This is a genomic window from Rahnella sp. NRRL B-41462 (assembly GCF_003263525.1).
Taxonomy (GTDB): domain Bacteria; phylum Pseudomonadota; class Gammaproteobacteria; order Enterobacterales; family Enterobacteriaceae; genus Rahnella; species Rahnella aceris.
Window position 1 is genome coordinate 1 of record NZ_JYDF01000057.1, and the last position, 23,300, is coordinate 23,300.

The following is a 23,300-nucleotide window of genomic DNA, read 5'->3' on the forward strand; positions in this document are numbered from 1 at the left end:
TGGAGCGGCATTATAGGGATCCGAATTTTTTGCACAAGCCTTTTTTCCAATAAAAGGATCGACTGCGTATTTTTCGACCCCTTCGCAGAGATCTCACCCGATCTGCTGCTTTTAACGCCGATCTTATCGCCCCTCAATTGGTATTTCCCCCGACCCGAACTATATTGCCAAGATTAATACTCACTTACGGGGTACTTCAGATGTCTCAGACTTTACGTTCTTATCAGGGATTAACACCAACATTGGGTGAAAGAGTGATGGTGGATCCCTCAAGCGTGGTGATTGGCGATGTGGATCTGGCTGATGACGTCAGTATCTGGCCACTGGTTGTGATACGTGGTGATGTGAATAATGTGGTTATCGGCTGTCGGACTAATGTGCAGGATGGAAGCGTGCTCCATGTGACTCATCAGTCACGACATAATCCCGAGGGGCACCCTCTTATTATTGGGGAAGACGTCACTGTCGGGCATAAGGTGATGCTGCATGGTTGCACGATCGGAAACAGAGTTTTGGTCGGAATGGGATCAATACTGCTGGATGGGGCTATCGTCGAAGACGATGTCATGATTGGCGCAGGCAGTCTGGTTCCACCTGGGAAAACACTCGAAAGTGGCTACCTCTATTTAGGAAGTCCTGTTAAGCAGATACGAGAACTGACTTCTGATGAACTCGCAGGACTGACATACTCTTCTAATAATTATGTGACATGGAAAGATCTCTATCTTTCACAGGAGCAATAAGAAGCGTACTGCCTGAACAGTAATAAATCTGATTGTTCAGGCATTTCACAATCACCCCAGCAAGTCTTTCTTTAGCTCCTCAAGCACTGGTTCTATTTGGGGCATCACCCCATGCCACAGATAAAAAGCGTGCGCTGCCTGCCCCACCAGCATCCCCAGCCCGTCTGCATAATGAGTTACCCCATTATTTTTCGCCCAGGTGATAAAAGGCGTTAAACCCGACTGATAAAACATGTCGTAGACGCGGGTCTGCGTCGTCAGCACACTTTCGGGGATCTCTGGGATCTGACCTTTAATACCCGATGCAGTAGCATTAATGATCAGATCGAAAGATTCATCAGCCAGATCGGCCAAAGCAATAGCCCGGATATCCCCTTTCTTTTCGAAAATATGGCTCAGGTGCTGTGCGCGTTCAAACGTCCGGTTAGTAACAACAACCGGGCAGCCGTAGTACAGTAAAGGAAGTATCACCCCACGCGCAGCGCCACCGGCGCCAATCAGAAGAACCCGGTCCCCTCGCTTTAAAAGCGCCAGCCGTTCAAGATCATTCAACATGCCGATGCCGTCGGTGTTATCCCCAAGCAATCGCCCATCTTCGAACTTTTTAAGCGTATTCACAGCACCCGACATGGCAGCCCGCTCGGTCAGCTCATCTGACTCAGCAAAAGCGCGCTCTTTGAAAGGTACCGTAATATTTGCCCCCAGCGCTCCGTTTTCAAAAAAGGAACGCAACGTCTCTTCAAACGCTTCTTGCGGGGCCAGAACCGTGCCATATGTGTGATCGATCCCCGTCTGACGGGCGAAAAGCGCATGAATGCGAGGGGATTTGCTATGGCCGATCGGATTTCCAAATACCGCAAAAGATGGCGTGACTTTCATTTGTTAACCTTGACGAATAAGGTTGCCAGTGAGGGCATCCCGAATTTCAGATGGATTATCTCTTCCTCCTACATCGCCATCCAGCACGGGAAAATCTTTCCCAAACTGAAGCCTGACTTCTTCAGACAAACGGCAAGGAGGTTGCCCGTTCAGGTTCGCACTGGTTGAAACCAGTGGTTTTCCAAATTTTTGGCAGAGTTCTTTTACCAGAGGATGGTCTGTGACACGCACCGCCAGCGAAGTGAAACGGCCGGTAAGCCAATCAGGTGTCGAGGGTTTTGCAGGCATAACCCAGGTAACGGGGCCTGGCCAGAATGAAACGACATGCGCAAGCTGTTGCTCCGTTAAAGATGAGTCATCAATATAAGGAAGGAGCTGCTGATAATTGTCAGCAATCAGAATGAGTCCTTTATCTTTTGGACGTTTTTTCAGCGCCAGCAATGCCTCGACGGCTTGTTCGCTATCTGGGTCACACCCCAACCCGAAAACCGCTTCCGTTGGATAAGCAATAACATGTTGTCCGTGAAGCGCCTCAAGCACTGCACTGAATGATTTTTCTGTCTCTTTATTCATCTTGTTCGTTATCTTTTATTTCTACGGCTTTGCCGCACAATTTACTGGCACAGAATAACTTAATCCCCTGAGCCGTTTTCTTTTCCATCAACAATGGGTAATGGCAATGAACACATTCTCCTGCAACTGGCTTATTATTGATGGCAAACTGACATTCCGGGTAACGATCACAGGCGTGGAATACTTTGCCAAAACGTGATTTGCGCTGTAACAGATGACCCTTTCCACATTGCGGGCAGCCCAGAGTAGTTTCTTCTGGCTTATCGATAGCTTCAATATGATCGCATTCAGGATACTGACTGCAACCAATGAACATGCCGTAACGCCCCTGCCGCAGCACCAAAGTGGAGTCACATTCAGGGCATGCCTGTCCTTCCAGGATTTTCACAATATGCCCATCCGCCTGTGATTTCAGGGGACGAACATACTGACATTGCGGGTAGGATGAACAACTGAGAAAGGGGCCGTGACGACCACTACGGATCACCAAATCGGCCCCGCATGCTGGACAGGATCCATTTTGCTTATCAGCAAAAAGTGCTGCTTTTGTCATATGTTACGTTTTACCTGTTATCTCTTAGTGCAGATAACCTTCATTAACTTCAAATAATAGCTCTTCCATTTGCTGATACGCTCTTTCATATCCGGGAATATTAAACAGAACCATCAGCACGACCCACTTCAGATCTTCAAGATCGAATTCTTCAGTGTCCAGAGCCATAACACGATCGATAACCATCTCTCTGGTATCGAAATTCAATACTTTGATTTGTTCCAGAAACAGCAAAAAACCACGACAACTGCTATCTAACCGACTCGTTTCCTCATCGGTATACACACGTAATGCTGAAGGATCAGAATCCAGCATATAAGATGGGGTTCCACCCTCTTGCATATCCGCAAGTTTTTCAAGCCAATTCAGCGCATTGTGAATATCAGCCCGGTGAAAACCAGCCTCGGCCAAGTCATCCGTTAACCTATCCTCGTCAACATTCATCTCCGCTTCGTTGTGAATGTAAGTTTCAAATAAGTACATTAGTACGTCGAACATGGCTTGCCCTCTTAATTCGGACATAGCCGCCGGGTACAGCTGCGATCCATCCTGCTAACTCCAGTTCGAGTAGTTTACCTACAACTTCTGGCACAGGTTGGCCGGCACGTTCGGCGACGACGTCAACAGATGTCACCTCATATTCTACGTTAGCCAACACATCAGCAAATGGCAATTCAACTTCGCTATCTGGCGCACAAATATTCACCTCTGACGCATCAGAGTGACCATCCGGAGGCATTTTCAAGGATTCTGACGCTTTGATATTTGGAAACCAGGTCAGCCCGCTTCCTATATGTTCGGCGATATCATTGGGCTCAGTCACCAGATAAGCGCCCTGCTGAATAAGCCAGTGTGTTCCTTCGCAGGTTGCACTTCCCAGCGGGCCTGGCAACGCGAACACTTCCCTTCCTTGCTCCAGTGCATAGCGTGCAGTAATCAATGAGCCGCTGCGCAGCGTGGCTTCGATAACAAGTACACCCGCACTCAACCCGCTGATAACCCGGTTACGGCGGGGAAAGTGGGCTGCTAAAGGCGGCGCAGTCACCAGATGTTCTGAAACCAGAGCTCCTCCCTGCTCGAGGATGCGATCTGCGAGCTTCAGATGACAGGGTGGATAGCGCTTCATCAGTCCGCTTCCCAACACAGCAATCGTCTTACCCTGAGCTTCTAGTGTTGCCTTATGGCTGATTCCATCAATTCCCATTGCCAGACCGCTTGTCACGGTAAAACCACTGCTGACCAGGCCCCCTGCAAATACCTGTGCATATTGTTCGCCATAATGTGAGTAATCGCGGCTTCCCACCATCGCTATTTGCGGGGATAGCAGTAATTCAGCGGCTCCTTCTGCGAACAAAATCAGAGGCGGGGAGGATATTTGTGCTAACAGCGGGGAATAAAACTCGCTACCAAAAGTAATAAGATGACAATTCTCTCCTTCCAGCCATTTCAATGATTCAACTAACCAGCGCTGATTAATATGCTGAAAATCGGCTATTTGTTCGGGAAGAAGCCCACTGTTTGCTAATTCTGAGGACGAATAAATGCCCCGGCAAAATAAGGTCTGAATGATCCCCATAGCGTGATGAGGATCGAGGCGTTTTACCACCGACAAACGTATCCATGCTTCCTGTAATGTCATTATCCATTCCCTTCTCAAGGCCTTTCAGCGACTGATACAATTGGCAGAGGATGCTGTCAATCTGGGCAGGAAATGTCTAGAATAGAGTCTATATATCTTCAATCAATTGAATAAAGATCCAGAAAAATATGTCCGTATTACAGATATTACATTTCCCAGACGAGCGGCTTCGCATAACGGCAAAACCGGTCAAAGAAGTTAACGCTGAAATCCAGCAGATCGTGGATGATATGTTTGAAACCATGTATGCAGAGGAAGGCATTGGCCTTGCTGCAACTCAGGTCGATATTCATCAGCGTATCATCGTGATTGATGTCTCTGAAAACCGCGACGAGCGTCTGGTTCTCATCAACCCTGAATTGCTGGAAAAGAGCGGCGAAACCGGGATTGAAGAAGGCTGTCTGTCGATCCCTGATCAACGGGCGCTGGTGCCGCGTGCTGAAAAAGTAAAAATCCGCGCGCTTGACCGTGACGGTAAAACCTTCGAGCTCGAAGCCGATGATCTGCTGGCAATTTGTATCCAGCATGAAATGGATCATCTGGTAGGTAAATTATTCGTGGATTACTTGTCTCCGTTGAAACGTCAGCGTATTCGCCAGAAAATGGAAAAAATGGCCAAGCTGAACGCACGGGCTGACTAATATTCGTGTAACACAGGACACTGCTTTGCGAATCATATTTGCCGGTACTCCGGACTTTGCAGCGCGTCATCTTGACGCGCTTTTATCATCAGAACATCAGGTTGTCGGTGTTTTCACTCAGCCCGATCGCCCTGCTGGCCGCGGTAATAAACTTACCGCAAGTCCGGTTAAAGTTCTGGCTCAAACCCACGACATCCCGGTTTTCCAGCCTAAATCCTTGCGCCCGGAAGAGAATCAGTCTCTGGTTTCCGCGCTTGAGGCGGACATTATGGTAGTCGTTGCTTATGGTTTGATCCTGCCAAAAGCCGTGCTTGATATGCCGAAATTGGGCTGCATCAATGTGCATGGCTCATTATTGCCACGCTGGCGTGGCGCAGCACCGATTCAGCGATCTCTTTGGGCAGGTGATACAAAAACAGGTATCACCATCATGCAGATGGATGTCGGCCTTGATACCGGCGATATGCTGCACAAAGTAGAATGTGACATTCTCCCCGAGGATACCAGCGCATCGCTTTACAACAAGCTGGCTGAGCTGGGCCCACAGGGTATGCTTGAAACATTACAGCAGTTGGCGAACGGCTCAGCAAAACCTGAAGTTCAAAGCGAAGAGCACGTAACCTACGCTGAGAAACTCAGCAAGGAAGAAGCCCGCTTAGACTGGAATCTATCGGCCGAACAACTTGAACGCTGTATTCGTGCATTTAACCCATGGCCCGTCAGCTTCTTTATGATTGATGATCAGCCTGTGAAAGTCTGGCAGGCTGAATGTCTGTCAGGAAAAAGCAGCGCTGCACCCGGGACTATTGTTGCTGCCGACAAAAAGGGTATTCAGATTGCAACATCCGATGGCATCCTGAACATCACCCAGTTACAACCCTCAGGTAAAAAAGCAATGTCCGCACAGGACTTGCTGAACTCTCGTCGCGAATGGTTTATCGAAGGCACGCGTTTAGCCTGACCATAACGACTACGCCCGATATTTCGTCGGGCCTTATCTCTTTGATAATGCTGGCTCCGGTCAGCTTTTTTGACTATGAAAACAGCCTATAATCTCCGTAGCATTGCCGCTCAAGCCATCAGCCAGGTTTTGGACAAAGGATTATCCCTGTCCACTGTTCTTCCTGGTCTGCAGAAAAACGTCTCAGAAAAAGATCGCGGACTCCTTCAGGAGCTGTGCTTTGGTACGCTTCGCGTCCTCCCACAGTTGGAATGGTGCTTGCAGCAACTGATGGCAAAACCTCTCACTGGTAAGCAAAGAACATTGCATTACTTACTGATGGTGGGTCTGTATCAGCTGATCCATACCCGGATTCCGGCACACGCCGTACTGGCTGAAACTGTTGACGGTGCCGTTGCGCTAAAACGCCCTCAGTTAAAAGGTCTGATCAACGGCGTGTTGCGTCAGTTTCAGCGGCAGCAGGAAGAATTGCTTCAACGCATGGCCAACAATGACAGCCGCCATCTCCACCCGAGCTGGCTTCTTAACCGCCTGAAAAAAGCTTACCCCACTGACTGGGAAAGTATCGTTGATGCCAATAATCAAAGGCCGCCGATGTGGCTGCGCGTCAACAGGCAGCATCACACACGCGACGAGTACCTACACCTGTTAAACGAAGTACACATCGAAGCAGTTCCGCATCCGGAATACCGCGATGCATTACGGCTGAACACGCCATGTCAGGTAAACCTTCTTCCGGGATTCACAGAAGGCTGGGTCACCGTTCAGGATGCTTCGGCACAAGGCAGTGTTGATCTGCTGGATCCACAGAATGGCGAATTGATCCTCGACTTATGTTGCGCGCCGGGCGGGAAAACTACCCATATTCTGGAAGCTGCACCTAAAGCGCATGTTCTCGCTGTTGATGTGGATGAGCAACGTTTGAAACGTGTTCATGAAAACCTTCAGCGTTTGAAACTCAGCGCGGAAGTGAAGCAAGGCGATGGGCGCGAGCCGCAGATGTGGGCAGGTGATCGCATTTTCGACCGCATTCTTCTCGATGCCCCCTGTTCAGCGACGGGCGTTATCCGCCGGCATCCTGACATCAAATGGCTGCGCAGAGACAGTGATATTGCCGAACTCGCCAGCCTCCAAAAAGAAATTCTTGATGCCATCTGGCCACGGCTAAAAAGTAAAGGGATCATGGTGTACGCCACCTGTTCGATTTTGCCGGATGAAAACTGCCAGCAAATAGCCTCATTCCTCGAATCACATCAGGATGCTACGCTGGTTGAAACCGGAACGATGGAAAAACCGGGCCGACAGAATCTTCCACATCCTGAAGATGGCGATGGATTCTATTACGCTAAACTTGTTAAAAGCTGAATATCTCGTATTAGTGCTGTTTACTCAGGCTAATACCTTCGAGGCAAAGCAGAGAGTCATATGAAAATAATCATTCTCGGGGCCGGGCAAGTTGGCGGAACACTTGCCGAAAACCTGGTAGGTGAAAACAACGACATCACGGTTGTCGACACGAATACCATCCGGCTGCGTCAGCTTCAGGATAAGTTTGACCTGCGTGTAGTCCAGGGGCACGGTTCTCACCCTCGTGTACTTCGCGAAGCCGGCGCCGAAGATGCAGATATGCTGGTGGCTGTGACGAATTCCGATGAAACTAATATGGTCGCCTGCCAGATTGCCTATTCACTGTTTAACACACCAAACCGCATTGCCCGTATCCGTTCAACTGAATATATCCGTGAATCTGAAAAACTTTTCCATCCGGAAGCCGTGCCTATCGACCACCTGATTTCTCCGGAGCAACTGGTCACGGATTATATCTACAAACTCATTGAGTATCCGGGTGCACTACAGGTGGTGAATTTCGCAGAAGGCAAAGTCAGTATTGCGGCGGTAAAAGCCTATTACGGTGGGCCTTTAGTCGGTAATGCACTCTCTTCAATGCGTGAACACATGCCGCACATTGAAACGCGGGTTGCAGCCATTTTCCGCCAGGATCGTCCTATTCGCCCCCAGGGTTCAACCATTATCGAAGCCGGTGATGAAGTATTCTTTGTGGCTGCTTCTCAGCATATCCGTGCAGTCATGAGCGAGCTTCAGAGGCTCGAAAAGCCTTATAAACGAATCATGATCGTAGGTGGCGGCAATGTCGGGGCGGGGCTTGCACAACGGCTAGAGAAGAATTACAGCGTAAAACTCATCGAGCGGGATCAGCAGCGAGCCGCAGAGCTTGCAGAGATATTGCAAGATACGATTGTCTTCTACGGTGATGCCTCGGATCAGGAATTGCTGGCTGAAGAGCATATTGAACAAGTGGATGTATTCATCGCTATTACCAATGATGATGAAGCGAACATCATGTCCGCAATGCTGGCCAAGAGGATGGGCGCGAAAAAGGCGATGGTTCTCATCCAGCGCAGTGCATATGTCGATTTGGTGCAGGGCAGCGTCATCGATATTGCAATTTCGCCTCAGCAGGCAACGATTTCAGCGTTGCTTGGACACGTCAGAAAAGCAGACATCGTCAGTGTTTCATCGCTGAGACGCGGTGTCGCGGAAGCCATTGAAGCAATTGCACATGGCGATGAGACAACATCAAAAGTTGTGGGTCGTACCGTGGAACAAATCAAACTGCCACCCGGTACAACGATTGGGGCTATTGTGCGCGGTAATGAGGTTATTATTGCCAACGGCACCAGCAGGATCCAACAGGGTGACCATGTTGTGATGTTTATTACCGATAAGAAGTTTGTCAGGGATGTTGAACGGCTGTTCCAGCCAAGCCCATTCTTCTTATAAATTGCACCTTTTGTTAATCGAATTTAGCGTTAATTGAGTTTCAGATGAGAAGTTTTGTAGCGAAGACCCTGCAAATGGTCTTTACTTGGTTTGACATATTTGATGAATTTGCCAAGGAGTATTTATGAGTTTTATGAAAGAGTTTCGTGAGTTTGCCATGCGCGGCAACGTGGTCGACCTGGCAGTCGGTGTTATCATCGGCGCCGCTTTTGGCAAAATAGTATCGTCATTTGTCGCTGATATTATTATGCCACCGCTAGGCTTGCTGATTGGCGGAGTTGATTTTAAGCAGTTTGCTTTTGTCCTCAGGGAGGCCCAGGGAGCAGCACCCGCAGTAGTCATGCATTACGGGGTATTCATTCAGAACGTGTTTGATTTCATCATTGTTGCACTGGCCATATTCTGCGCAATTACCTTGATGAATAAAATGCGTCGTAAGCAGGAAGATAAGCCCGCTGCACCACCTAAACCAACAGCGGAAGAAACTCTGTTAGCGGAAATTCGTGATTTGCTGAAAGAGCAGCAGGCACCGAAACTGTAATTCTGCTTAGACTGATTAGAAGGGCAGTGTTGAATACTCAAACGAACACTCAACACTGCCCTCCAGATAACTCCCCTTCCCATTTTTCTCTTTGCGACGGTAGCTCCCTTTCCCTTTTTGATTTTTCTCAACACGCTGTTTGAACAGTGGATCATGAAGAAGCGCTTGTAACGCGTTATTCTGAATGATGCCTTTTTGATGCTTATAATGGCTCATAAAACCTCGATATGATTAATAGTAGTGAACAAAATGCGCACACATCATACTGCTATAATCCTGACTATGAAAGTGGCTATTATACGACCAGAACATTCAAGCTACTTTACCCGCTCCATCCTCTAATGCTTCTAAAATAGAGCAACTTACGCTCGTATGTGAGGAGCCACAACAAGCGGCACTCAATCTTTGCAGGGATTCACGCATCTGATTAAGCTCCTTTAATTTAAGCTCAACCTCTGCGAGTCGTTCATCCACAATAGACTTTGACTCCTGACAAGTATGATGCAAAGGATCGATTCGAATAGAAAGTAACTCCTTGATTGCATCAAGCGTAAAACCTGTAGATTTGGCATAGCGGATGAAGCGTAAGCGCTGCACATCGCTTTCATCATATTGCCGATAACCTGATGTATTACGTGTGCCCGTTCCCATCATTCCCTGCTTTTCATAGTAACGAATAGTATCTGTGGACACGCTGGCCAGCCTGGCAAGTTCACCAATTTTATACATGTCTATTTCCCTCTCAATTTATCCTTCAGTGCATTTTTGTAATGCCCCCGAAGAAAGTCAGTGTTCATACCTGCCTGCTGTAAACGCATTTGTAAAACCTTCAGACGCTTTTCTGCGGGAAGAAACTTTGGATCATCACTGTCTAATATGTTCAGTAGATGATCCAAATCGATCGCCTCTTTTCGATCCTGCAACTCAGGCGGCAAATAGCCTGCATTTTTCAAGATACGATAGGACGTTCTGAGCTCCTCCGGAACTGCGCTCTCGTCATCAATGATAACGGGACGCCCATTTCCAGGAAGGTTATCAAATTCACCCTTTTCCTGAGCATCTTTGATGTGCTTTTCAACCCACTGATCAATTAGAAACATGATTTCGCCTTTGTCACATTGAACGAGCCATCTTAGATCATAGCTGGAAGCGACGCGCTGGAAAAGAGAGTGGAATTTAGCATGGTGAAAACTGGGAAGAAAAGGTTTAGAAACGTGAATTTTAGATGTAAAAAAACCGGGCAAAAGCCCGGTTTTTTCATGCATCTACAGATTATTCAGCAGTTGCTACTTCTGCTTTTGACTCTGCACGATCAACGAGCTCGATGTATGCCATCGGCGCATTGTCGCCTGCACGGAAGCCACACTTAAGAATACGAGTGTAACCACCAGCACGGCTCGCGAAACGCGGACCCAGTTCATTAAACAGTTTTGCCACGATCTCGTTATCACGAGTACGGGCGAATGCCAGACGACGATTTGCAACATTGTCGGTCTTGGCAAGAGTAATCAGCGGCTCAACAACGCGACGCAGCTCTTTCGCTTTCGGCAGGGTCGTCTTGATGATCTCATGACGAACCAAAGAGCCGGCCATGTTACGGAACATAGCCTGTCGGTGGCTGCTGTTACGGTTCAGTTGACGACCACTCTTACGATGGCGCATGACCTTATCCTTCTCAGTAAAACCTTAACCTGTGATCCGGTTACTCGTCAGCAATACTTGCTGGTGGCCAGTTTTCCAGGCGCATGCCCAGAGACAAACCACGGGACGCAAGTACGTCTTTGATCTCAGTAAGAGATTTTTTACCCAGGTTAGGTGTTTTAAGTAACTCAACCTCGGTACGCTGTACCAGATCACCGATGTAGTGGATTGCTTCTGCTTTAAGGCAGTTAGCAGAGCGGACAGTCAATTCCAGATCGTCAACAGGGCGCAGCAGGATTGGATCGAATTCCGGCTTCTCTTCTTTGACTTCCGGTTGACGTACATCACGTAAATCAACGAAAGCTTCAAGTTGTTCAGCAAGAATGGTTGCCGCACGACGAATCGCCTCTTCAGGATCGATCGTACCGTTGGTTTCCATTTCGATAACCAGCTTGTCCAAATCAGTACGCTGTTCTACACGCGCTGCTTCAACATTGTAGGCAATTCGCTCTACAGGGCTGTAGCATGCGTCTACTAACAGACGACCAATTGGGCGCTCATCTTCTTCCGAATGAATTCGGGCAGACGCCGGCACATAACCACGACCGCGCTGAACTTTGATACGCATGCTAATTGCAGCGTTCTCATCGGTCAGGTGGCAGATGACATGTTGCGGCTTGACGATTTCGACATCACCATCATGGGTAATGTCGGCTGCAGTCACAGGGCCAATGCCAGACTTATTCAGGGTAAGAATAACTTCATCTTTCCCTTGAACTCTCACCGCCAGCCCTTTCAGGTTGAGCAGGATCTCCAGGATATCTTCCTGTACGCCTTCTTTGGTGCTGTACTCATGCAGTACACCATCAATCTCAACCTCGGTCACCGCGCAACCCGGCATGGATGAAAGCAGAATACGGCGCAGTGCGTTGCCTAAAGTATGGCCAAAGCCACGTTCTAAAGGCTCAAGGGTCACCTTGGCGTGCGTCGAACTGACTTGCTCGATATCTACCAGGCGCGGTTTTAGAAACTCTGTCACAGAACCCTGCATTGTGTCCTCTCTTTGGTACTAAGCTTTACTTGGAGTAAAGCTCGACGATCAGGTGTTCGTTAATGTCGGAAGACAGATCAGTACGTTCAGGCATACGCTTGAACACACCTTCCATCTTAGCAGCATCAACTTCAAGCCAAGTCGGCTTTTCACGCTGTTCAGCCAACTCCAAAGCGGCCTTCACGCGAGATTGCTTTTTAGCTTTCTCACGGATGCTGACAACGTCATTCGGAGATACCTGATAAGAAGCGATGTTAACAACGCGACCGTTTACCATAATAGCTTTGTGGCTAACTAACTGGCGGGATTCCGCACGAGTAGCGCCGAAGCCCATACGATAAATGACGTTGTCCAAACGACCTTCAAGCAGTTGCAACAGGTTTTCACCAGTGTTGCCTTTCAGGCGTGCTGCTTCTTTATAATAGTTACGGAACTGACGCTCCAGAACACCGTAAGTACGGCGAACTTTTTGCTTTTCACGTAACTGTACACCGTAGTCAGACAGACGCGGCTTACGCGCACCATGCTGACCAGGAGCTTGTTCGATTTTACACTTGGTATCGATCGCGCGAACGCCAGATTTAAGGAATAAATCTGTGCCCTCACGACGGCTAAGCTTGAGCTTAGGACCCAAATATCTTGCCATTTTCTCTCTCCAACAAACCTAAAAGCAGCGTTATACGCGACGCTTTTTCGGCGGACGACAACCGTTATGAGGGATAGGAGTCACATCAGTAATATTAGTGATGCGGAAACCAGCCGCGTTTAATGCGCGGATAGTAGACTCACGACCAGGACCAGGTCCTTTAACCATAACTTCCAGATTCTTGATACCGTATTCTTTCACTGCGTCAGCGCAGCGCTCTGCTGCAACCTGAGCTGCGAACGGAGTGGATTTACGAGAACCACGGAAACCGGAACCACCAGCTGTTGCCCAACCCAAAGCATTACCCTGACGATCGGTAATGGTAACAATGGTGTTGTTGAAAGAAGCATGGATATGAGCCACGCCGTCAGAGACTTGTTTTCTTACACGTTTACGTGTACGAACAGGTGCCTTTGCCATTTATTCAATCACCCCGATTATTTCTTGATCGGTTTACGCGGACCCTTACGGGTACGTGCGTTAGTCTTGGTACGCTGACCGCGCACTGGAAGACCACGACGATGACGCAAACCACGATAAGTTCCAAGGTCCATAAGACGCTTGATGCTCAGGGTGACTTCACGACGCAGATCACCTTCAACAATGAACTTGGCAACTTCGTCACGCAGTTTTTCGATTTGCTCTTCAGACAGCTCACTGATCTTAACATTTTCAGCAATACCGGATGCAGCACAGATAGACTGTGAGCGGGTTTTGCCGATACCGTAGATCGAAGTTAATGCGATTACAGTATGTTTCTGATCAGGAATGTTAATGCCTGCTATACGGGCCACTATGCACTCCTACTATTTATATACGGCAACACCATTCTGAAAAGCCCGTTTTCAGGATACTCAAATAGTATTGCTGCTTACATACAAAAGATTGGCTGGCTAATCTAGCCAGCTCAACCCAACTTTGCAAGAAAAATATGCGAGATAATCAGCCTTGACGCTGTTTATGCTTCGGTTCTGCACTGCAGATTACGCGAACGACACCGTTACGCTTAACAATTTTGCAGTTACGACATAATTTCTTGACGGAAGCACGAACTTTCATTTTTACTCTCCGTAACTTCGCAAACTCACCAGATTAGCGGTTATAGCCTTTCAGGTTTGCTTTCTTCAATGCAGACTCATACTGACTTGACATCATCAGAGTTTGCACTTGAGCCATAAAGTCCATGATAACGACGACTACGATCAGTAGAGAAGTACCACCAAAGTAGAATGGAACTTTCATCGCGTCACGCATGAACTCCGGGATAAGGCAGATGAAAGTAATATACATCGCACCAATTAAGGTTAAGCGAGTCATTACTTTATCGATGTACTTCGCCGTTTGCTCTCCCGGACGAATTCCTGGTACAAATGCACCGGACTTCTTCAGGTTATCTGCTGTCTCACGCGGGTTGAAAACCAACGCAGTATAAAAGAAACAGAAGAAGATGATTGCAGTCGCATAGAGTAACACATAAAGCGGTTGTCCAGGCTGCAAATACAGCGAAATCGTAGTCAGCCAGTTCCAACCAGTCCCACCCCCAAACCATGATGCAATCGTGGCTGGGAACAGAATAATGCTGGAAGCGAAGATCGCTGGGATAACCCCGGCCATATTCACTTTCAACGGTAAGTGCGTGCTCTGTGCTGCATAGACACGACGACCTTGTTGGCGCTTAGCATAGTTAACGACGATACGACGTTGACCACGTTCAACAAACACCACAAAGAAAGTCACTGCAAACACTAAAACTGCAACCAACAGCAACAGGAGGAAGTGCAGGTCGCCTTGCCGAGCTTGTTCGATAGTATGGGCAATCGCCGGCGGGAGACCCGCTACGATACCTGCAAAGATTATGATGGAAATACCGTTACCGATACCTCGTTCAGTAATCTGCTCCCCCAGCCACATCAGGAACATTGTCCCGGTCACTAAGCTCACAACTGCAGTAAAGTAGAACGCAAAGCCTGGATTTAACACCAGACCCTGCATACCAGGCATGTTCGGCAGACCGGTAGCAATACCGATTGACTGAAACACTGCCAATACCAGCGTACCGTAACGGGTGTACTGGCTAATCTTACGACGGCCAGCCTCCCCTTCTTTCTTTATTTCAGCTAACGCTGGATGAACCACCGTTAACAGCTGGATAATGATCGATGCCGAAATATACGGCATGATCCCCAGAGCAAAGATTGAAGCACGGCTAAGGGCACCACCAGAGAACATATTAAACATTTCAATGATGGTACCTCTTTGCTGCTCGAGCAATTTGGCAAGTACAGTGGCATCAATACCAGGGATCGGAATAAAAGAGCCGATACGGAAAACAATCAGCGCACCGATAACAAACAAAAGTCTGCGCTTCAGTTCGCCTAGTCCACCCTTGGCACTTTGAAAATCTAATCCCGGTTGCTTAGCCATCTGCTACTTATTCCTCAATTTTACCGCCAGCAGCTTCGATAGCAACACGAGCGCCTTTGGTGACACGCAAACCACGCAGAGTTACCGCACGACCGACTTCGCCAGAAAGGATTACTTTCGCGACTCGATCTGGATACCAACCACGTTAGCGGCTTTCAGCGCGTTCAGGTCGATCACGTCGCCTTCCACCAGAGCCAGTTCAGACAGACGAACTTCTGCCGTGATCATAGCTTTGCGGGAGGTGAAGCCGAATTTCGGCAAACGACGATATAAAGGCATCTGACCACCTTCAAAACCACGACGTACGCCACCACCAGAACGTGAGTTCTGACCTTTGTGACCACGACCGCCGGTTTTACCCAGGCCAGAACCAATACCACGACCTACACGCCTTGGCGCTTGTTTGGCACCATCAGCCGGAGACAGAGTATTTAAACGCATCTCTTACTCCTCAACCTTAACCATGTAGGAAACCAGGTTGATCATACCGCGTACAGCAGGAGTATCCTCGCGCTCAACGGTGTGACCAATACGACGCAGACCCAGGCCCAGCAGAGTAGCTTTATGCTTCGGCAGACGGCCAATGGAACTGCGAGTTTGTGTAACTTTAATAGTCTTTGCCATGGTTAATTACCCCAGAATTTCTTCAACGGATTTACCACGCTTGGCAGCGACCATTTGTGGGGATTTCATATTTGCCAAAGCATCGATAGTTGCACGAACCACGTTGATCGGGTTGGTGGAACCATAAGCTTTAGCCAATACGTTATGAACCCCTGCAACTTCCAGGACGGCGCGCATTGCACCACCGGCGATAATACCGGTACCTTCGGAAGCCGGCTGCATGAACACACGGGAACCCGTATGAGCACCTTTAACAGGATGCTGCAGGGTGCCGCTATTCAGCGCGACATTCATCATGTTGCGACGGGCTTTTTCCATCGCTTTCTGGATCGCTGCCGGAACTTCGCGTGCTTTGCCGTAGCCAAAACCAACGCGACCGTTACCATCACCAACGACTGTCAGTGCGGTAAAGCTGAAGATACGGCCACCTTTTACGGTTTTAGATACGCGGTTTACCGCGATCAGCTTTTCCTGCAGTTCGCCAGCTTGTTTTTCGATGTGAGCCATCTTAAACCTCTTCCTTAGAACTGAAGGCCAGCTTCACGGGCAGCATCTGCCAGTGCCTGGACTCGACCATGATATTGGAAACCGGAACGGTCAAAGGATACTTTCGTAATCCCTTTTTCCAATGCGCGTTCTGCGATAGCTTTACCTACAGCAGTGGCAGCATCTTTGTTGCCGGTATACTTCAGTTGCTCAGTGATAGTTTTTTCTACAGTAGATGCAGCAACTATTACTTCAGAACCGTTTGGTGCGATAACCTGTGCGTAAATATGACGCGGGGTACGATGTACCACCAGACGAGTCGCACCCAATTCTTTGAGCTTGCGGCGTGCGCGGGTCGCACGACGGATACGAGCAGATTTCTTATCCATAGTGTTACCTTACTTCTTCTTAGCCTCTTTGGTACGCACGACTTCGTCGGCGTAACGGACACCCTTGCCTTTATAAGGCTCAGGACGACGGTAGGCACGTAAATCCGCAGCAACCTGACCGATAACCTGTTTATCAGCGCCTTTCAGCACGATTTCAGTTTGGGTCGGACATTCTGCAGTGATGCCTTCCGGCAGTTGATGATCGACCGGGTGAGAGAAGCCTAAGGCTAAATTCACCACGTTGCCTTTAACAGCAGCACGATAACCAACACCTACCAGTTGAAGCTTTTTAGTGAAGCCGTCGGTAACACCTACAACCATAGAGTTCAACAGTGCACGAGTGGTACCCGCTTGGGCCCAACCGTCTACAGCGCCTTCGCGTGGAGCGAAAGTCAGTGTATTTTCTTCCTGCTTAACTACAACAGCGTCATGGATAGTACGTGACAGCTCGCCGTTTTTACCCTTAATCGAAATAACCTGACCGTTGAGTTTTACCTCTACGCCGGCAGGAATGACGACGGGTGCTTTTGCAACACGAGACATTCTTTCCTCCCAATTAAGCTACGTAGCAGATAATCTCGCCACCAAGACCAGCCTGGCGAGCTGCACGATCGGTCATAACACCTTTAGAGGTAGAAATAACAGCGATACCCATACCGGCCATAACTTTTGGCAGCTCATCTTTTTTCTTGTAGATGCGCAGGCCTGGACGGCTGATACGTTGAATGCTTTCTACCACTGCCTTGCCCTGGAAGTACTTCAGTACTAATTCCAGTTCAGGCTTAGCGTCGCCTTCGATTTTAAATTCTTCAATGTAGCCTTCTTCCTTCAGCACGTTGGCAATAGCCACTTTCAGCTTGGAGGAAGGCATGGTGACCGCAACTTTGTTCGCGGCTTGACCGTTACGGATACGGGTCAGCATATCCGCGATCGGATCTTGCATGCTCATCTGTCTTTACTCCCGTGATTCAATTGGTGACAATTACCAGCTAGCCTTCTTAAGACCCGGAATTTCACCGCGCATAGCGGCTTCACGGACCTTAATACGGCTCAACCCGAACTTCCGCAGGAAAGCATGCGGACGACCAGTTTGACGGCAGCGGTTACGCTGACGAGACGGGCTGGAATCACGCGGCAGAGACTGCAGCTTAAGAACTGCATCCCAACGATCTTCGTCGGATGAGTTCACACCAGAGATAATAGCTTTCAATTCCTCGCGTTTAGCGCGGTATTTATCAGCCAGTTTAACGCGAACGACTTCGCGTGCTTTCATGGATTGCTTAGCCATTAGTAACCCTGCCTTACTTGCGGAACGGGAAGTTAAAGGCTGTCAGCAATGCACGGCCTTCATCATCGGATTTCGCAGTAGTGGTGATAGTAATATCTAAACCACGAACGCGATCGACTTTATCATAATCGATTTCCGGGAAGATGATCTGTTCACGCACGCCCATGCTGTAGTTACCACGACCATCGAAAGACTTAGCAGACAAGCCGCGGAAGTCACGAATACGTGGAACAGCAATGGAGACCAGACGCTCAAAGAACTCCCACATGCGTTCGCCGCGGAGGGTTACTTTACAGCCGATCGGATAGCCCTGACGAATTTTGAAGCCTGCAACTGATTTGCGTGCTTTGGTGATCAACGGTTTTTGACCGGAGATTGCTGCCAGGTCAGCTGCTGCGTTATCCAGCAGTTTCTTGTCAGCGATCGCTTCACCAACACCCATGTTCAGGGTGATCTTCTCGACCCGAGGGACTTGCATGACAGAATTGTAACCAAACTCAGCCATGAGTTTTTTTACGACATCGTCTTTGTAGTAATCATGCAGTTTCGCCATCGTACTACTCCAAATTACTTGATAGTTACGCTGTTAGATTTGAAGAAACGGACTTTTTTGCCATCTTCGAATCTAAAGCCTACACGGTCCGCCTTACCAGTAGCCGTGTTGAAGAGAGCAACGTTAGAAACCGGAATTGCAGCTTCTTTTTCAACGATGCCGCCTGGTTGGTTCAGGGCCGGTACAGGCTTCTGATGTTTCTTAACCAGGTTGATACCTTCAACAATGACTTTGCCAGAAGACAGTACATTTTTTACTTTACCGCGCTTACCTTTATCTTTACCGGTAAGCAGGATAACTTCGTCATCACGACGGATTTTCGCTGCCATGGTTCGCTCCTTAGAGTACTTCTGGTGCCAGAGAGATAATTTTCATGAACTTCTCATTACGCAGTTCACGAGTTACCGGCCCAAAAATACGCGTGCCGATTGGCTGCTCGCTGTTATTGTTTAAAATAACGCATGCATTACCATCGAAGCGAATGACAGAACCGTCCGGGCGACGAACACCCTTCTTGGTGCGCACCACTACCGCCTTCAGCACATCGCCTTTCTTCACCTTACCGCGAGGAATTGCTTCCTTGATGGTAATTTTGATGATGTCGCCGACGCCTGCGTAGCGACGGTGCGAGCCACCTAGAACCTTGATACACATTACGCGACGTGCACCGGAGTTGTCGGCCACGGTCAGCATAGTCTGTTCTTGGATCATGTTAGTGCTCCGCTAATGTCAACTACAACTTTAGGACCCAGGATAGGTCGTTAAGAAATCCCCACAATATGAGGGCGCGGCATTATAACACCGGTTCCCGATTATGGGTAGAAAAAATAAACGGCCCACGTACATGAGCCGTTTATCTATTTTTGAGAGGCGCTACTGTATTACAGAATCGCTTTCTCTACAACGCGAACCAAGGTCCAAGACTTAGTCTTAGACAGTGGACGGCATTCGCTGATTTCCACAACGTCGCCGATACCACATTCATTGTTCTCGTCATGTACGTGCAATTTAGTCGTACGTTTGATGAACTTACCGTAAATCGGGTGTTTCACCACGCGCTCAATCGCAACAACAATGGATTTTTCCATTTTGTTACTGATTACACGACCCTGCAGAGTACGGATCTTGTCAGTCATTACGCACCCGCCTTTTCAGTCAGTAAAGTTTTCACACGTGCTACATCACGACGCACTTGCTTCAACAGGTGTGTTTGCTGCAACTGGCCGCTTGCCGTTTGCATGCGCAGGTTAAACTGCTCACGCAAAAGGTTCAGCAACTCAGTGTTCAGCTCTTCCACGCTTTTTTCGCGCAGCTCTTGTGCTTTCATTACATCACCGTCTTAGTTACAAAGGTGGTTTTGATAGGCAGTTTGGCTGCTGCCAGCTGGAAGGCTTCACGAGCCAGCTCTTCAGGCACACCGTCCATTTCGTACAGGACTTTACCAGGCTGGATCAAAGCAACCCAATACTCTACGTTGCCTTTACCTTTACCCATACGAACTTCGAGCGGTTTCTCGGTGATCGGTTTGTCCGGGAATACTCGGATCCAGATCTTACCTTGACGCTTAACTGCACGGGTCATCGCACGACGTGCTGCTTCAATTTGACGAGCAGTCAGACGACCACGGCCAACAGCTTTCAGACCGTAAGTGCCGAAGCTCACATCCGTACCTTGCGCAAGACCACGGTTGCGGCCCTTGTGCACCTTACGGAATTTTGTACGCTTTGGTTGTAACATCAGCGACTCTCCTTACTTGCGGCCTTTACGCTGCTGCTTTTTAGGTTGAGCAGCCGGTTCCGGTTGTTCAACTGCAGCCATACCACCCAGGATCTCACCTTTGAAGATCCATACCTTAACGCCGATTACACCGTAAGTGGTGTGCGCTTCAGATGTGTTGTAATCGATATCCGCACGCAGAGTGTGCAACGGAACACGACCTTCACGGTACCATTCAGTACGCGCGATTTCAGCACCGCCAAGACGGCCGCTTACTTCAACTTTGATACCTTTAGCGCCAAGACGCATTGCGTTCTGTACTGCTCGCTTCATAGCACGACGGAACATAACACGACGTTCCAGCTGTGAAGTGATGCTGTCAGCAACCAATTTTGCGTCCAGTTCCGGTTTACGGACTTCGGCGATGTTAATCTGCGCAGGAACGCCAGCGATATCCGCTACGACCTTACGCAGTTTTTCGACATCTTCGCCTTTCTTGCCGATAACGATGCCAGGACGAGCAGTGTGAATAGTCACACGGATGCTCTTCGCTGGACGCTCGATAACGATGCGAGAAACGGAAGCTTTCGCCAATTCCTTAGTCAGGAACTGACGAACTTTAAAGTCGCCGTCCAGGTTGTCAGCGAAATCTTTGGTATTTGCGTACCAAGTAGAGTTCCAAGGTTTGACAATACCCAGTCGAATACCATTAGGATGTACTTTCTGACCCATTGCTAGTCTCCAGAGTCTCAGCGATCGGACACAACCACAGTAATGTGGCTGGTGCGCTTCAGAATGCGATCTGCACGACCTTTAGCACGCGGCATAATGCGCTTCATGCTTGGGCCTTCGTCTACGAAAATCTTCGTGACTTTCAGATCATCGATGTCAGCGCCATCGTTGTGTTCTGCGTTAGCAATGGCAGACTCCAGTACCTTCTTAACCAGACCAGCAGCTTTCTTGTTGGTATAGGCCAGAGTTTCCAGAGCTTGCGACACTTTCTTACCGCGAATCAGGTCAGCAACAAGGCGAACCTTCTGAGCAGAAGAACGAGCGTGGCGATGTTTAGCGATAGTTTCCATCTCTTCCTCCTACCTTAGCGCTTTTTAGCTTTTTTATCAGCCGCATGGCCGCGATAAGTACGAGTCGGCGCGAATTCACCCAGTTTGTGACCGACCATTTCATCGGAAACAAATACTGGTACGTGCTGACGACCATTATGGACAGCGATGGTCAAACCGATCATGTTAGGAAAGATCGTTGAACGACGGGACCAAGTGCGCAAAGGCTTCTTGTCACCGCTTTCCACCGCTTTCTCTACCTTCTTCAGCAAGTGCAGGTCAATAAAAGGACCTTTCTTGAGAGAACGTGGCATGGCTTATCCTCTAATTATTTTTTGCTACGGCGACGTACAATGAATTTATCAGTACGCTTGTTGCTACGGGTCTTCTTACCTTTGGTTTGAACGCCCCATGGAGTTACCGGGTGCTTACCAAAGTTACGACCTTCACCACCACCGTGTGGGTGATCGACTGGGTTCATCGCAGTACCGCGAACGGTAGGACGAATACCACGCCAACGAGCAGCACCTGCTTTACCCAGAACGCGAAGCATATGTTCAGAGTTACCGACTTCACCTAAGGTGGCGCGGCAATCAACTTGAACTTTACGCATTTCGCCAGAGCGCAGACGCAGAGTTACGTAGGAACCGTCACGAGCAACGATCTGAACGTAGGCACCGGCTGAGCGAGCCATCTGGCCGCCTTTACCTGGTTTCATTTCTACGTTATGAACCGTTGAACCTACTGGGATGTTGCGCATAGGCAGGGTGTTACCTGTCTTGATTGCAGCATCAACACCAGATTGGATCTGGTCACCCACTTTCAGGCCTTTCGGCGCCAGGATATAACGGCGTTCGCCGTCTTTGTACAGAACCAGCGCGATATTCGCGGAACGGTTCGGATCGTACTCCAGACGCTCAACCACTGCAGCGATACCATCTTTGTTGCGTTTGAAGTCAACCAGACGATAATGCTGTTTGTGGCCACCACCGATATGACGGGTGGTGATACGGCCATTGTTGTTACGGCCACCGCTTTTGCTCAGTTTTTCAAGCAGCGGAGCATAAGGTTTACCCTTGTGCAGCTCAGGGTTAACCACTTTAACAACGTGGCGACGACCCGGAGATGTAGGTTTACATTTAACAATTGCCATTGTTCTTACTCCTCCGACTTACTCAGCGCCGCTGATGAAGTCCAGATTCTGGCCTTCTTTCAGGGTTACGTAAGCTTTTTTCCAGTCGCTACGACGACCAACACGCTGACCGTGACGTTTAACTTTGCCTTTAACCAGCAAGGTGTTCACATCTTCGACTTCGACTTCAAACAGTTTCGAAACCGCAGCTTTGATTTCCGCTTTAGTCGCGTCTTTGGCAACTTTGAGAACGATGGTATTGTTCTTTTCCATCGCAGTAGACGCTTTTTCAGAAACGTGCGGCGCGCGCAGCACTTTCAGCAGACGTTCTTCACGAATCATGCCAGCATCTCCTCAACTTGCTTCACAGCGTCAGCAGTCATAACTACTTTGTCGAAGGCGATCAGGCTTACTGGATCGATACCTGCTACATCGCGAACGTCAACCTTGTACAGGTTACGTGCGGCCAGGAACAGATTCTCGTCGACTTCGCCAGTTACAATCAGCACGTCTTCCAGAGCCATGTCTTTCAGTTTCTGTGCCAGCAGCTTAGTTTTAGGCGCTTCTACAGAGAACGTCTCGACAACGATCAAACGATCTTGACGTACCAGTTCGGACAGGATGCTTTTCAGCGCGCCGCGGTACATCTTTTTATTTACTTTTTGACTGTGGTCCTGTGGCTTTGCAGCGAAGGTTACACCACCGGAACGCCAGATCGGGCTCTTTACAGAACCTGAACGCGCACGGCCAGTACCTTTCTGACGCCAAGGTTTTTTACCGGAACCGGTTACTTCAGCACGGGTCTTCTGAGCGCGAGTACCTTGACGGGCACCTGCTGCATAAGCAACAACGACCTGGTGTACCAGCGCTTCATTGAAATCACGCCCGAAGGTAGTTTCGGAAACAGTCAGCGCGCTCTGCGCGTCTTTCACTACTAATTCCATTCCTATCTCCTCG

General features: G+C 48.8%; 39 protein-coding genes and 1 pseudogene. 6 read left to right on the top strand and 34 right to left on the bottom strand.

What is annotated here, in order from left to right; genetic code table 11:
- Positions 1-200 precede the first annotated feature (200 nt).
- Positions 201-743, top strand: a complete 543-nt coding sequence (locus UC14_RS14645; RefSeq protein WP_112197969.1) for a gamma carbonic anhydrase family protein — start codon at positions 201-203, stop codon at positions 741-743.
- Positions 744-794: 51 nt separating this feature from the next.
- Here UC14_RS14645 and aroE read toward each other — a convergent pair whose 3' ends face one another.
- From aroE to dprA, 5 genes are read right to left on the bottom strand one after another with little or no spacing between them, the layout of a single operon-like run.
- Entirely contained in the window at positions 795-1,622 is an 828-nt protein-coding gene (gene aroE / locus UC14_RS14650; RefSeq protein ID WP_013573719.1) for a shikimate dehydrogenase, read from the bottom strand.
- Positions 1,623-1,625: 3 nt separating this feature from the next.
- Entirely contained in the window at positions 1,626-2,195 is a 570-nt protein-coding gene (gene tsaC, locus UC14_RS14655) for an L-threonylcarbamoyladenylate synthase type 1 TsaC (protein ID WP_013573718.1), read from the bottom strand.
- On the bottom strand, positions 2,188-2,748 hold the full coding sequence (locus UC14_RS14660; protein ID WP_013573717.1) for a type I DNA topoisomerase: 561 nt from the start codon (positions 2,746-2,748) through the stop codon (positions 2,188-2,190). Before UC14_RS14660 ends, tsaC begins: the two co-directional genes overlap by 8 nt.
- 24 nt (positions 2,749-2,772) lie before the next feature.
- On the bottom strand, positions 2,773-3,246 hold the full coding sequence (locus UC14_RS14665; protein WP_013573716.1) for a DUF494 family protein: 474 nt from the start codon (positions 3,244-3,246) through the stop codon (positions 2,773-2,775).
- Positions 3,218-4,387: a DNA-protecting protein DprA gene (gene dprA, locus UC14_RS14670; protein ID WP_013573715.1), complete on the bottom strand. Its 1,170-nt coding sequence runs from the start codon at positions 4,385-4,387 to the stop codon at positions 3,218-3,220. The genes UC14_RS14665 and dprA overlap by 29 nt, the downstream gene beginning before the upstream one ends.
- A gap of 128 nt (positions 4,388-4,515) precedes the next feature.
- On the opposite strand from dprA, the gene def reads away from it, so the two are divergent.
- From def to mscL, 5 genes are all read left to right on the top strand, one after another.
- Positions 4,516-5,028 carry a peptide deformylase gene (gene def, locus UC14_RS14675; protein WP_013573714.1) on the top strand — a complete coding sequence of 171 codons (513 nt, stop codon included), beginning with the start codon at positions 4,516-4,518 and terminating at the stop codon, positions 5,026-5,028.
- 1 nt (position 5,029) lies between these two features.
- Positions 5,030-5,989 (top strand): methionyl-tRNA formyltransferase, encoded by a 960-nt coding sequence (fmt, locus tag UC14_RS14680; RefSeq protein ID WP_173362077.1) that lies wholly within the window; start codon positions 5,030-5,032, stop codon positions 5,987-5,989.
- A gap of 75 nt (positions 5,990-6,064) precedes the next feature.
- A complete protein-coding gene (gene rsmB / locus UC14_RS14685; protein WP_112152591.1) occupies positions 6,065-7,354 on the top strand; it encodes a 16S rRNA (cytosine(967)-C(5))-methyltransferase RsmB in 1,290 nt (429 codons plus the stop codon).
- 60 nt (positions 7,355-7,414) lie between these two features.
- Complete coding sequence (gene trkA, locus UC14_RS14690; protein WP_013573711.1) at positions 7,415-8,791, top strand: Trk system potassium transporter TrkA; 1,377 nt, start codon at positions 7,415-7,417, stop codon at positions 8,789-8,791.
- 124 nt (positions 8,792-8,915) lie between these two features.
- Complete coding sequence (mscL, locus tag UC14_RS14695; protein ID WP_013573710.1) at positions 8,916-9,332, top strand: large-conductance mechanosensitive channel protein MscL; 417 nt, start codon at positions 8,916-8,918, stop codon at positions 9,330-9,332.
- 15 nt (positions 9,333-9,347) lie between these two features.
- Here the strand turns inward: mscL and UC14_RS14700 are convergent, their stop codons facing one another.
- The 29 genes and pseudogenes from UC14_RS14700 to rplD all read right to left on the bottom strand — a co-directional run bounded on the left by UC14_RS14700 (position 9,348) and on the right by rplD (position 23,287).
- Positions 9,348-9,548, bottom strand: coding sequence for an alternative ribosome-rescue factor A (locus UC14_RS14700; protein ID WP_037035586.1), 201 nt, complete (start codon positions 9,546-9,548; stop codon positions 9,348-9,350).
- A 96-nt stretch (positions 9,549-9,644) separates the two neighbouring features.
- Positions 9,645-10,061: a Zn(2+)-responsive transcriptional regulator gene (zntR, locus tag UC14_RS14705; RefSeq protein WP_013573708.1), complete on the bottom strand. Its 417-nt coding sequence runs from the start codon at positions 10,059-10,061 to the stop codon at positions 9,645-9,647.
- A gap of 2 nt (positions 10,062-10,063) precedes the next feature.
- Positions 10,064-10,432: a DUF1992 domain-containing protein gene (locus UC14_RS14710; protein WP_013573707.1), complete on the bottom strand. Its 369-nt coding sequence runs from the start codon at positions 10,430-10,432 to the stop codon at positions 10,064-10,066.
- A 172-nt stretch (positions 10,433-10,604) separates the two neighbouring features.
- Positions 10,605-10,994 (bottom strand): 50S ribosomal protein L17, encoded by a 390-nt coding sequence (rplQ, locus tag UC14_RS14715; RefSeq protein ID WP_013573706.1) that lies wholly within the window; start codon positions 10,992-10,994, stop codon positions 10,605-10,607.
- A 40-nt stretch (positions 10,995-11,034) separates the two neighbouring features.
- Entirely contained in the window at positions 11,035-12,024 is a 990-nt protein-coding gene (rpoA, locus tag UC14_RS14720) for a DNA-directed RNA polymerase subunit alpha (protein WP_002919219.1), read from the bottom strand.
- Between the two features lie 25 nt (positions 12,025-12,049).
- The gene (gene rpsD, locus UC14_RS14725) at positions 12,050-12,670 is read right to left on the bottom strand and encodes a 30S ribosomal protein S4 (protein WP_013573705.1); all 621 of its coding nucleotides are present in this window, start codon (positions 12,668-12,670) and stop codon (positions 12,050-12,052) included.
- A gap of 30 nt (positions 12,671-12,700) precedes the next feature.
- Positions 12,701-13,090, bottom strand: coding sequence for a 30S ribosomal protein S11 (rpsK, locus tag UC14_RS14730; RefSeq protein ID WP_004929731.1), 390 nt, complete (start codon positions 13,088-13,090; stop codon positions 12,701-12,703).
- A 17-nt stretch (positions 13,091-13,107) separates the two neighbouring features.
- Complete coding sequence (gene rpsM / locus UC14_RS14735) at positions 13,108-13,464, bottom strand: 30S ribosomal protein S13 (protein ID WP_013573704.1); 357 nt, start codon at positions 13,462-13,464, stop codon at positions 13,108-13,110.
- Positions 13,465-13,612: 148 nt separating this feature from the next.
- Entirely contained in the window at positions 13,613-13,729 is a 117-nt protein-coding gene (gene rpmJ / locus UC14_RS14740) for a 50S ribosomal protein L36 (RefSeq protein WP_002227352.1), read from the bottom strand.
- A 33-nt stretch (positions 13,730-13,762) separates the two neighbouring features.
- Positions 13,763-15,094, bottom strand: coding sequence for a preprotein translocase subunit SecY (gene secY / locus UC14_RS14745; protein WP_013573703.1), 1,332 nt, complete (start codon positions 15,092-15,094; stop codon positions 13,763-13,765).
- A 7-nt stretch (positions 15,095-15,101) separates the two neighbouring features.
- Positions 15,102-15,535: pseudogene (rplO, locus tag UC14_RS14750) on the bottom strand (50S ribosomal protein L15).
- Positions 15,536-15,538: 3 nt separating this feature from the next.
- Positions 15,539-15,718: a 50S ribosomal protein L30 gene (gene rpmD / locus UC14_RS14755; protein WP_013573701.1), complete on the bottom strand. Its 180-nt coding sequence runs from the start codon at positions 15,716-15,718 to the stop codon at positions 15,539-15,541.
- 6 nt (positions 15,719-15,724) lie between these two features.
- Positions 15,725-16,225 (bottom strand): 30S ribosomal protein S5, encoded by a 501-nt coding sequence (gene rpsE / locus UC14_RS14760; protein WP_013573700.1) that lies wholly within the window; start codon positions 16,223-16,225, stop codon positions 15,725-15,727.
- Between the two features lie 14 nt (positions 16,226-16,239).
- Positions 16,240-16,593, bottom strand: coding sequence for a 50S ribosomal protein L18 (rplR, locus tag UC14_RS14765; protein ID WP_013573699.1), 354 nt, complete (start codon positions 16,591-16,593; stop codon positions 16,240-16,242).
- Between the two features lie 9 nt (positions 16,594-16,602).
- A complete protein-coding gene (gene rplF, locus UC14_RS14770) occupies positions 16,603-17,136 on the bottom strand; it encodes a 50S ribosomal protein L6 (protein ID WP_013573698.1) in 534 nt (177 codons plus the stop codon).
- Positions 17,137-17,149: 13 nt separating this feature from the next.
- Positions 17,150-17,542: a 30S ribosomal protein S8 gene (gene rpsH / locus UC14_RS14775; RefSeq protein ID WP_013573697.1), complete on the bottom strand. Its 393-nt coding sequence runs from the start codon at positions 17,540-17,542 to the stop codon at positions 17,150-17,152.
- 33 nt (positions 17,543-17,575) lie between these two features.
- On the bottom strand, positions 17,576-17,881 hold the full coding sequence (gene rpsN, locus UC14_RS14780; protein WP_013573696.1) for a 30S ribosomal protein S14: 306 nt from the start codon (positions 17,879-17,881) through the stop codon (positions 17,576-17,578).
- A 13-nt stretch (positions 17,882-17,894) separates the two neighbouring features.
- A complete protein-coding gene (gene rplE, locus UC14_RS14785) occupies positions 17,895-18,434 on the bottom strand; it encodes a 50S ribosomal protein L5 (protein WP_013573695.1) in 540 nt (179 codons plus the stop codon).
- Positions 18,435-18,448: 14 nt separating this feature from the next.
- A complete protein-coding gene (gene rplX / locus UC14_RS14790; protein ID WP_013573694.1) occupies positions 18,449-18,763 on the bottom strand; it encodes a 50S ribosomal protein L24 in 315 nt (104 codons plus the stop codon).
- 10 nt (positions 18,764-18,773) lie between these two features.
- Positions 18,774-19,145, bottom strand: coding sequence for a 50S ribosomal protein L14 (rplN, locus tag UC14_RS14795; RefSeq protein ID WP_008457164.1), 372 nt, complete (start codon positions 19,143-19,145; stop codon positions 18,774-18,776).
- 170 nt (positions 19,146-19,315) lie between these two features.
- The gene (gene rpsQ, locus UC14_RS14800) at positions 19,316-19,570 is read right to left on the bottom strand and encodes a 30S ribosomal protein S17 (RefSeq protein ID WP_013573693.1); all 255 of its coding nucleotides are present in this window, start codon (positions 19,568-19,570) and stop codon (positions 19,316-19,318) included.
- Positions 19,570-19,761: a 50S ribosomal protein L29 gene (gene rpmC, locus UC14_RS14805; protein ID WP_013573692.1), complete on the bottom strand. Its 192-nt coding sequence runs from the start codon at positions 19,759-19,761 to the stop codon at positions 19,570-19,572. The genes rpsQ and rpmC overlap by 1 nt, the downstream gene beginning before the upstream one ends.
- Entirely contained in the window at positions 19,761-20,171 is a 411-nt protein-coding gene (rplP, locus tag UC14_RS14810; protein ID WP_009639183.1) for a 50S ribosomal protein L16, read from the bottom strand. Before rplP ends, rpmC begins: the two co-directional genes overlap by 1 nt.
- Before the next feature lie 12 nt (positions 20,172-20,183).
- Positions 20,184-20,882 (bottom strand): 30S ribosomal protein S3, encoded by a 699-nt coding sequence (gene rpsC / locus UC14_RS14815; protein WP_013573691.1) that lies wholly within the window; start codon positions 20,880-20,882, stop codon positions 20,184-20,186.
- Between the two features lie 17 nt (positions 20,883-20,899).
- On the bottom strand, positions 20,900-21,232 hold the full coding sequence (rplV, locus tag UC14_RS14820; protein ID WP_004391423.1) for a 50S ribosomal protein L22: 333 nt from the start codon (positions 21,230-21,232) through the stop codon (positions 20,900-20,902).
- A gap of 14 nt (positions 21,233-21,246) precedes the next feature.
- Positions 21,247-21,525, bottom strand: a complete 279-nt coding sequence (gene rpsS, locus UC14_RS14825; RefSeq protein ID WP_004929772.1) for a 30S ribosomal protein S19 — start codon at positions 21,523-21,525, stop codon at positions 21,247-21,249.
- A 14-nt stretch (positions 21,526-21,539) separates the two neighbouring features.
- Positions 21,540-22,364 (bottom strand): 50S ribosomal protein L2, encoded by an 825-nt coding sequence (gene rplB, locus UC14_RS14830; RefSeq protein ID WP_013573690.1) that lies wholly within the window; start codon positions 22,362-22,364, stop codon positions 21,540-21,542.
- 18 nt (positions 22,365-22,382) lie between these two features.
- Positions 22,383-22,685 carry a 50S ribosomal protein L23 gene (rplW, locus tag UC14_RS14835; protein ID WP_013573689.1) on the bottom strand — a complete coding sequence of 101 codons (303 nt, stop codon included), beginning with the start codon at positions 22,683-22,685 and terminating at the stop codon, positions 22,383-22,385.
- Positions 22,682-23,287: a 50S ribosomal protein L4 gene (rplD, locus tag UC14_RS14840; protein WP_013573688.1), complete on the bottom strand. Its 606-nt coding sequence runs from the start codon at positions 23,285-23,287 to the stop codon at positions 22,682-22,684. Before rplD ends, rplW begins: the two co-directional genes overlap by 4 nt.
- Between the last annotated feature and the right edge of the window lie 13 nt (positions 23,288-23,300).

Excerpts from the sequence above, each read along its gene's own strand:
- rplX (WP_013573694.1), bottom strand. The coding sequence starts at position 18,763 with ATGGCAGCGAAAATCCGTCGTGATGACGAAGTTATCCTGCTTACCGGT.
- rpsC (WP_013573691.1), bottom strand. The coding sequence starts at position 20,882 with ATGGGTCAGAAAGTACATCCTAATGGTATTCGACTGGGTATTGTCAAA.
- rplP (WP_009639183.1), bottom strand. The coding sequence starts at position 20,171 with ATGTTACAACCAAAGCGTACAAAATTCCGTAAGGTGCACAAGGGCCGC.
- rpsK (WP_004929731.1), bottom strand. The coding sequence starts at position 13,090 with ATGGCAAAGGCACCTGTTCGTACACGTAAACGTGTAAGAAAACAAGTC.
- rpsN (WP_013573696.1), bottom strand. The coding sequence starts at position 17,881 with ATGGCTAAGCAATCCATGAAAGCACGCGAAGTCGTTCGCGTTAAACTG.
- zntR (WP_013573708.1), bottom strand. The coding sequence starts at position 10,061 with ATGTATAAAATTGGTGAACTTGCCAGGCTGGCCAGCGTGTCCACAGAT.
- rplV (WP_004391423.1), bottom strand. The coding sequence starts at position 21,232 with ATGGAAACTATCGCTAAACATCGCCACGCTCGTTCTTCTGCTCAGAAG.
- mscL (WP_013573710.1), top strand. The coding sequence starts at position 8,916 with ATGAGTTTTATGAAAGAGTTTCGTGAGTTTGCCATGCGCGGCAACGTG.
- UC14_RS14660 (WP_013573717.1), bottom strand. The coding sequence starts at position 2,748 with ATGACAAAAGCAGCACTTTTTGCTGATAAGCAAAATGGATCCTGTCCA.
- rpsE (WP_013573700.1), bottom strand. The coding sequence starts at position 16,225 with ATGGCTCACATCGAAAAACAAGCTGGCGAACTGCAGGAAAAGCTGATC.
- rplW (WP_013573689.1), bottom strand. The coding sequence starts at position 22,685 with ATGATTCGTGAAGAACGTCTGCTGAAAGTGCTGCGCGCGCCGCACGTT.
- rpsD (WP_013573705.1), bottom strand. The coding sequence starts at position 12,670 with ATGGCAAGATATTTGGGTCCTAAGCTCAAGCTTAGCCGTCGTGAGGGC.
- def (WP_013573714.1), top strand. The coding sequence starts at position 4,516 with ATGTCCGTATTACAGATATTACATTTCCCAGACGAGCGGCTTCGCATA.
- rplE (WP_013573695.1), bottom strand. The coding sequence starts at position 18,434 with ATGGCGAAACTGCATGATTACTACAAAGACGATGTCGTAAAAAAACTC.
- rplQ (WP_013573706.1), bottom strand. The coding sequence starts at position 10,994 with ATGCGCCATCGTAAGAGTGGTCGTCAACTGAACCGTAACAGCAGCCAC.
- dprA (WP_013573715.1), bottom strand. The coding sequence starts at position 4,387 with ATGACATTACAGGAAGCATGGATACGTTTGTCGGTGGTAAAACGCCTC.
- rpmC (WP_013573692.1), bottom strand. The coding sequence starts at position 19,761 with ATGAAAGCACAAGAGCTGCGCGAAAAAAGCGTGGAAGAGCTGAACACT.
- rplR (WP_013573699.1), bottom strand. The coding sequence starts at position 16,593 with ATGGATAAGAAATCTGCTCGTATCCGTCGTGCGACCCGCGCACGCCGC.
- secY (WP_013573703.1), bottom strand. The coding sequence starts at position 15,094 with ATGGCTAAGCAACCGGGATTAGATTTTCAAAGTGCCAAGGGTGGACTA.
- UC14_RS14665 (WP_013573716.1), bottom strand. The coding sequence starts at position 3,246 with ATGTTCGACGTACTAATGTACTTATTTGAAACTTACATTCACAACGAA.
- rpmD (WP_013573701.1), bottom strand. The coding sequence starts at position 15,718 with ATGGCAAAGACTATTAAAGTTACACAAACTCGCAGTTCCATTGGCCGT.
- rpsH (WP_013573697.1), bottom strand. The coding sequence starts at position 17,542 with ATGAGCATGCAAGATCCGATCGCGGATATGCTGACCCGTATCCGTAAC.
- rsmB (WP_112152591.1), top strand. The coding sequence starts at position 6,065 with ATGAAAACAGCCTATAATCTCCGTAGCATTGCCGCTCAAGCCATCAGC.
- UC14_RS14700 (WP_037035586.1), bottom strand. The coding sequence starts at position 9,548 with ATGAGCCATTATAAGCATCAAAAAGGCATCATTCAGAATAACGCGTTA.
- rpsS (WP_004929772.1), bottom strand. The coding sequence starts at position 21,525 with ATGCCACGTTCTCTCAAGAAAGGTCCTTTTATTGACCTGCACTTGCTG.
- rpoA (WP_002919219.1), bottom strand. The coding sequence starts at position 12,024 with ATGCAGGGTTCTGTGACAGAGTTTCTAAAACCGCGCCTGGTAGATATC.
- rplN (WP_008457164.1), bottom strand. The coding sequence starts at position 19,145 with ATGATCCAAGAACAGACTATGCTGACCGTGGCCGACAACTCCGGTGCA.
- rplB (WP_013573690.1), bottom strand. The coding sequence starts at position 22,364 with ATGGCAATTGTTAAATGTAAACCTACATCTCCGGGTCGTCGCCACGTT.
- UC14_RS14710 (WP_013573707.1), bottom strand. The coding sequence starts at position 10,432 with ATGTTTCTAATTGATCAGTGGGTTGAAAAGCACATCAAAGATGCTCAG.
- UC14_RS14645 (WP_112197969.1), top strand. The coding sequence starts at position 201 with ATGTCTCAGACTTTACGTTCTTATCAGGGATTAACACCAACATTGGGT.
- rpmJ (WP_002227352.1), bottom strand. The coding sequence starts at position 13,729 with ATGAAAGTTCGTGCTTCCGTCAAGAAATTATGTCGTAACTGCAAAATT.
- rplD (WP_013573688.1), bottom strand. The coding sequence starts at position 23,287 with ATGGAATTAGTAGTGAAAGACGCGCAGAGCGCGCTGACTGTTTCCGAA.
- trkA (WP_013573711.1), top strand. The coding sequence starts at position 7,415 with ATGAAAATAATCATTCTCGGGGCCGGGCAAGTTGGCGGAACACTTGCC.
- tsaC (WP_013573718.1), bottom strand. The coding sequence starts at position 2,195 with ATGAATAAAGAGACAGAAAAATCATTCAGTGCAGTGCTTGAGGCGCTT.
- rplF (WP_013573698.1), bottom strand. The coding sequence starts at position 17,136 with ATGTCTCGTGTTGCAAAAGCACCCGTCGTCATTCCTGCCGGCGTAGAG.
- aroE (WP_013573719.1), bottom strand. The coding sequence starts at position 1,622 with ATGAAAGTCACGCCATCTTTTGCGGTATTTGGAAATCCGATCGGCCAT.
- rpsQ (WP_013573693.1), bottom strand. The coding sequence starts at position 19,570 with ATGACTGACAAGATCCGTACTCTGCAGGGTCGTGTAATCAGTAACAAA.